General features: G+C 69.2%; 3 protein-coding genes. All 3 read right to left on the reverse strand.

The window, feature by feature from the left end:
* The coding region (locus SSMG_RS11820) for a ribonucleoside-diphosphate reductase subunit alpha (protein WP_063632012.1) at positions 1-2,839 on the reverse strand (2,839 nt) is incomplete at its 3' end.
* 216 nt (positions 2,840-3,055) lie between these two features.
* Positions 3,056-3,667, reverse strand: coding sequence for an acetoacetate decarboxylase family protein (locus tag SSMG_RS11825; protein WP_037713407.1), 612 nt, complete (start codon positions 3,665-3,667; stop codon positions 3,056-3,058).
* Positions 3,664-4,497, reverse strand: coding sequence for an enoyl-CoA hydratase-related protein (locus SSMG_RS11830; RefSeq protein ID WP_009075965.1), 834 nt, complete (start codon positions 4,495-4,497; stop codon positions 3,664-3,666). Before SSMG_RS11830 ends, SSMG_RS11825 begins: the two co-directional genes overlap by 4 nt.
* Between the last annotated feature and the right edge of the window lie 133 nt (positions 4,498-4,630).

Raw genomic sequence — 4,630 nt, forward strand, 5'->3', positions numbered from 1 at the left:
CCGGAACCGCGGCGGACGGCGACGGCGACGGGGCCGGGGAAGGCGCGGCGGCCGGGGCAGCGGCGGCCGGAGCGGCCGGAGCCGGGGTGGCGGAGACGGCGTTCAGCTTGCCGTCGGTGCCGCGCAGGGTGCTCTTCTCCACGTGCGTCGCGGACTGCGCCCGCAGGTAGTACGTGGTCTTGAGGCCCTTGTGCCAGGCGTACCGGTACAGCTCGTCGAGCTTGCGGCCGCTCGGCGCCGCGATGTACAGGTTCAGCGACTGCGCCTGGTCGATCCACTTCTGCCGCACCGAACCGGCGTCCACGATCCACTTCGACTCGATCTCGAAGGCGGTCGCGTACAGCGCCTTGAGGTCGTCCGGAACGCGGTCGATCTGGCCGAGGCTGCCGTCGAAGTACTTCAGGTCGCTGACCATGACCTCGTCCCACAGGCCGCGCGCCTTGAGGCTCTTGACCAGGTGCGGATTCACCACCGTGAAGTCGCCGGACATGTTCGACTTGACGTACAGGTTCTGGAACAGCGGCTCGATCGACTGGCCGACGCCGGAGATGTTGGAGATCGTCGCGGTCGGCGCGATCGCCATCACGTTCGAGTTGCGCATGCCGACGGTCTTGACGCGCTCGCGCAGTGGCGCCCAGTCCAGCGTCGTCGAGGTGTCGACGTCGAGGCCGTCGCCCTGGCGGGCGTCGATGAGCAGCTGCATCGAGTCGATCGGCAGGATTCCCTTGCTCCACAAGGAACCCTCGAACGTCTGGTATTGGCCGCGCTCCTCGGCGAGGTCGGTGGAGGCCGAGATCGCGTAGTAGGAGAGGTGCTCCATCGACACGTCGGCGAACTTCACCGCTTCTTCCGACGCGAACGGCACGCCCAGCTCGAACAGCGCGTCCTGGAAGCCCATGATGCCCAGGCCGACCGGACGGTGGCGCAGGTTGGAGCGGCGCGCCTCCGGGATCGTGTAGAAGTTGATGTCGATCACGTTGTCGAGCATGCGGACCGCGGTGCGCACGGTTTTCTCGAGCCGCTCGGTGTCGAGCCCTTCAGGGGTGACGTGCTTGAGCAGGTTCACCGAGCCGAGGTTGCAGACCGCGACCTCGTCGGTGGTCGTGTTCAGCGTGATCTCGGTGCACAGGTTCGACGAGTGCACGACGCCGACGTGCTGCTGCGGCGAACGCAGGTTGCACGGGTCCTTGAAGGTGATCCACGGGTGACCGGTCTCGAACAGCATGGTCAGCATCCGCCGCCACAGCTCGACCGCGCGGACCTTGCGGAACACCTTGATCTCGCCGCGCGCGGCGGCCGCCTCGTACTCGCGGTAGCGCTGCGCGAACGCGTTGCCGTAGAGGTCGTGCAGGTCCGGCGTCTCGTTCGGCGAGAACAGCGTCCACTCGGCGTTCGCTTCGACGCGGCGCAGGAACTCGTCCGGGACCCAGTTGGCGGTGTTCATGTCGTGCGTGCGCCGCCGGTCGTCGCCGGTGTTCTTGCGCAGGTCGAGGAATTCCTCGATGTCGACGTGCCAGGTCTCCAGGTACGCGCAGGCCGCGCCCTTGCGCTTGCCGCCCTGATTGACCGCGACCGCGGTGTCGTTGGCGATCTTCAGGAACGGCACGACGCCCTGGGACTGGCCGTTGGTGCCCTTGATGTGCGCGCCGAGGCCGCGGACCGGGGTCCAGTCGTTGCCGAGGCCGCCGGAGTACTTGGCCAGCAGCGCGTTGTTCTTGTACGCCTGGAAAATCGAGTCCAGGTCGTCGTCCACAGTGGTCAGGAAGCAGGACGACAGCTGCGCGCGGTTGGTGCCGCTGTTGAACAGCGTCGGGGTGGACGCCATGAAGTGGAACGTCGACAGCAGCTCGTAGAACTCGATGGCGCGCGCTTCGCGGTTGTCCTCGCGGATCGCCAGGCCCATCGCGACGCGCATGAAGAACGCCTGCGGCAGCTCGAACCGCACGCCGTTGTGGTGCTGGAAGTACCGGTCGTACAGGGTCTGCAGGCCGAGGAAGCCGAAGTCGAGGTCGCGCTCGGGGCGGATCGCGGCGGTGATCTTGTCCAGGTCGAACGTGGTCAGCTCGGCGTCGACCAGTTCGAGTTCGACGGCGCGGCGCAGGTACGCGCGGAAGTACGGCGCGTACTCGGAGGTCATCTCGTCCTGGCTGGCCTGGCGCGGGGCGCCGGCGAGGTAGCTCAGCGCCTCGCCGCGCAGCTTGTCCAGCAGCAGCCGGGCGGAAACGAACGAGTAGTTCGGCTCCTGCTCGACGAGCACGCGCGCGGCCATGATCTGCGCGAGCGCCAGTTCGTCGGCGGTGATGCCGTCGTAGAGGTTGCGCTTGGCCTCGGCCAGCACCGGCTCGGCGGACACGTCCTCGAGCCCGGCGACGGCCTCGCCGACGACGTGCGAAACGCGCGCCCAGTCGAGCGGGCGCAGCGTCCCGTCGGCGCCCTTGACGCTCAGCGCGACCTCGGCGTGCGCCGGCGCGGCGGCCTCGCGGGCCTTCGCGCGCTCGTCGCGGTAAAGCACGTAGGCGCGGGCGACCTTGTGGTGCCCGCCGCGCATCAGGGCGAGTTCGACCTGGTCCTGGATCTGCTCGATGTGCAGCGCGGTCTCCGGGCCGGTGTGGCGCAGCAGCGCCGCCTCGACCTGCTCGGTCAGCTCCGCGACCACGTGGTGCACCCGCGAGGACGCGGCGGCGTCGCCGCCCTCGACCGCGAGGAAGGCCTTGGTCAGCGCCACCGAGATCTTGCCCGCGTCGAAGGGCGAGACGCTTCCGTCCCGCCGGATGACGCGGACCGCGCTCGGGGCCCCCTCCGCCGCCGACGGCGGCCGCTGACCGGTTTCCACTGACATGCGCGTCTCCAACAGTTCCTCGAAATGGGCGCGTTCGAGCGGCACACGGCCGGTCAAGGCCATGCGCTGCGGTTTCGGCGAAACAGCCCGGCCGCCCTCTTCAAGCGGTCTCCCCGTCGCTGGGGGCTGCCGGTTCCCAGAGACTACATGTTGGGGTGGAGGCGCGCACGGGCCCCAAGGTATGGCGTGTCGGTCTCACTCAGGCGGGTTACCCGATCACCGAGGGCAAGATCCGAAACGGAGCCTCGTCGCGCCCAGCGCCATGCTGGCCACGGGCCGTTTCCCGGCCAGGAAGCCCAGCGGCCCGGCGGGGTTGACCGACCAGTCGGCGGCCGCCGCGCGGGGCTTCGAACGCCACTCGACCGGGGTACGCAGCGGGCGGCCGCCGCGGTCCTGAGCGATCTCGAAGCGTACCGGGAGCGTGATCGGGAGCCCGACGCGCGGGGTGAAGGCGGCGGTGGCGATCCAGTCGTCGGAGGTCGCCGCGGTGAAGGTGCGCCCGCCGGTGAAGGTGAAGGCCGCGAGTTCCTTCGGAATGCCCCACAGCTCGCGCCCGCCCGCGCGCGAGATCTCGCTGTCGACCCAGATGTCGGTGATCGACGCGGCGAGCCCGCGGCCGCGCACGGCGACGCAGGAGAGGAGTTCGTGGTAGCTCAGCTGACCGGACGGCAGGTAGTCGATCCAGGCGGTGAAGAGGGCGGCCTGGTGGTTGAGGAGCAGCGGTTCGGCGCCGGCCGGCAAGGCGGGCAGTTCGTCGGCGGGGACGCGCCACATCGAGAGGCACGCGTCGGCGGCGAGGTGCCACGGTTCGGGCGGGTACTCGGTCATTCGCTGATCCAGGGCAGGTACGGCGGCAGATCGCGGTCTACGCGCAACGGGAACTCGGGCGGGCGTTTCTGGAAGAAGGATGCGATGCCCTCGACGGCGTCGGGGTTCGAGCTCAGCTGGGAGATGAGCTTCGAGTCCACCTGGTGGACGTCGAAGGGCGACGGGGCCGAGGCCATCCGGTAGAGCAGCTGCCGGGTGACCGCGACCGCGACGGGTGCGGTGGTTTCGGCGATCTCCTTCGCCTTGGCTTGCGCCTGCGCGAGGACGTCGCCGGGGTCGTGGATCTGGTGGACGAGGCCGGACCGCAGTGCTTCATCCGGGCCGAAGAGCCGTCCGCTGACCATCCAGTCGACGGCCGCGCCCATCCCGACGAGCCGGGGGAGGAACCACGCGGACGCGCCTTCGGGGTAGATCCCGCGGCGGGTGAAGACGAAGCCGAACTTGGAGTCGGTGGAGGCGAAGCGGTAGTCGCAGGAGAGGGTGATAGTGATTCCTGCTCCTACGGATGCCCCGCGCAGTGCGGCGATGACCGGTTTGTTCATGGTGAAGATTCGCTTCGACACGCGGCCGGCGGGTTCCTGCCAGTCGTCCGGCGGGCGGTCGCCGAAGTCGAAGCCGCCGGAGGACAGGTCGGCTCCGACGGAGAAGTCCTTGCCGGTGGTGCCGAGTACGACTGCGCGGACGTCCTCGTCCCGGTCGGCCCGGTCGAGCGCGTGGGCGAGTTCGTCGGCCATCCGGATCGTGTAGCCGTTGCGGGCTTCGGGCCGGTCGAGCCGGACGGTCGCGACCTTGGCGGCGACCTCGTAGGCGATCTCCGCGTAGGAGTCCATGGGGAGGACGGTAGGGGGCTTGTTTTCGTAGTGTCAATAGAGGGGCGGGCGGCTCGTCGCCTGGCGGCGACATTGCGCCGCCTTGGTTGCGTGGGGCACCCCGATTTTTCATTGTGCTGACGGTTCGGGGGTG

The sequence above is a fragment of the Streptomyces sp. AA4 genome, from assembly GCF_000158875.1.
Lineage (GTDB): Bacteria > Actinomycetota > Actinomycetes > Mycobacteriales > Pseudonocardiaceae > Amycolatopsis.